Genomic DNA, 1,632 nt, shown 5'->3' with positions numbered 1-1,632 from the left:
CTTCCTCGCCCTCGCCTCGGTCAAGTGGTTCCGCGAGATGGGCAGGCTGCCACGATGAGCACCGTTCCCGGGACGCCCGCGTCCCCTCCGACCCCCGCCCGGCGCCGCCGGCTGCTGCTCGCCGCGGCCGCCGCCGCGGTGCTGGCCGTCCTGGTGACCCTCGGGGTGGTCCTCGGAGGCGACGAGCAGGCGACGAGCGCACCGCCGGACGCGACGGCCACCCCCACGGAGGCCCCCGCGGCCACTCCGGAACCGGCTGTCGTGCCGCAGCTGCCGACGCCGGAGCCCACCGGCCCCACCGAGGACGTCGACGAGGCGCCGCCGTCCCTGCCGGAGGTGCCGCTGGACGCCGAGGGCGCGGTCGGCGACGGCGTCGTCGTCACGCTGCCGGCCATCGAGGCGATCGAGGGCACCGCGGTCGGCCCGGGCAACATCGCCGGTCCGGCGCTGCGGGTCACCGTGCGCATCGCGAACGGCACGGCCGAGCCGGTCGCGCTCGGCGGTGTCGCCGTGAACCTCGCCCACGGCCCCGACCGGACGCCGGCCTCGCCGCTGGACGACCCCTCGCGGCGCCCGTTCGCCACCATGGTGGAGCCCGGGCAGTCGGCCGAGGGCGTCTACGTCTTCACCGTCCCCGCCGACGCCCGCGACCAGGTCCACGTCGAGGTCGGCTACGAGGCCGGGGCGCCGCTGCTGCAGTTCACCGGCCCGGTGGCCTGAGCCGGTGCGCGTCCCCACCCCTCGCGTCCCGTCCGAGCCCGTTCCCGCGGCCCGGCCGCCGCTGCTGGTCGTCCACCCGGGCGCCGAGCTCTACGGCGCCGACCGGGTGCTGCTGGAGTCGGCCACCGCGCTGGCCAGCCGGTTCACCGTGACGGTCGCCGTCCCCGGACCCGGCCCGCTGGTCGGGGAGCTGCAGGCGCGCGGGGTGCGGGTGCAGACCTGCCCCATGCCGGTGCTGCGCAACGCCGCGCTGCGGCCCCGCGGGGCGGTGCGGCTGCTCGCCGACGCCGTGCGCGGCACGCCGCCGGCGCTGCGGCTGCTGCGCCGGCACGGGGCCGCCGGCGTCTACGTCAACACCCTCACCCTCCCGTCGTGGCCGCTGCTGGCCCGGCTGGCCGGCCGCCGGTCGGTGTGCCACGTGCACGAGGCCGAGCAGTCCGCGCCCCGGCTGCTGCGGCTCGGGATGGCGCTGTGCCCGGCGCTGGCCGACCGGGTCGTGGCCAACAGCCGGTTCACCCTCGAGGTGCTCGCCGAGGTCGCCCCGCGGCTGCGCCGGCGCAGCACCGTGGTGCGCAACGCCGTCCGCGGTCCGGCGGACCCGCAGCCGGCGCGCGCCGAGCTGACCGGCCCGCTGCGGCTGCTCTACCTCGGCCGGCTCTCTCCGCGGAAGGGCCCGCAGGTCGCCGTCGCGACGCTGCAGGAGCTGCGGGACCGCGGGGTCGACGCCCGGCTGACCCTCGTCGGGTCGGTGTTCGCCGGCTACGAGTGGTTCGAGGCGGAGCTGCGCGGCACGGTCGCCGACGCCGGCCTGGGCGACCGGGTCGAGTTCGCCGGGTTCACCGCCGACGTCTGGCCGCACCTGGCCGCCGCCGACGTCGTGCTGGTGCCCTCGGTGGGCGAGGAGTCGTTCGG

The 1,632-nt window shown here is 78.4% G+C and carries 2 protein-coding genes; both read left to right on the top strand.

Annotated elements, in window-relative coordinates; all coding sequences use genetic code 11:
- Window positions 1-54: 54 nt before the first annotated feature.
- The gene (locus tag BLS21_RS24410) at window positions 55-720 is read left to right on the top strand and encodes a hypothetical protein (protein WP_091224513.1); all 666 of its coding nucleotides are present in this window, start codon (window positions 55-57) and stop codon (window positions 718-720) included.
- Window positions 721-724: 4 nt separating this feature from the next.
- Window positions 725-1,632: glycosyltransferase (locus tag BLS21_RS24405; RefSeq protein WP_091224511.1), on the top strand; the 908-nt coding region annotated here is incomplete at its 3' end.

This window comes from Geodermatophilus siccatus (assembly GCF_900103785.1).
In the GTDB taxonomy this organism is placed as follows: Bacteria; Actinomycetota; Actinomycetes; order Mycobacteriales; family Geodermatophilaceae; genus Geodermatophilus; species Geodermatophilus siccatus.
The sequence above is the reverse complement of the archived record's forward strand: the minus strand, read 5'-3'. Positions and strand labels throughout refer to the sequence as shown.

What these genes read in the sequence shown, in the direction of transcription:
- BLS21_RS24410 (WP_091224513.1), top strand. Translation starts at nt 55, where the DNA reads ATGAGCACCGTTCCCGGGACGCCCGCGTCCCCTCCGACCCCCGCCCGG.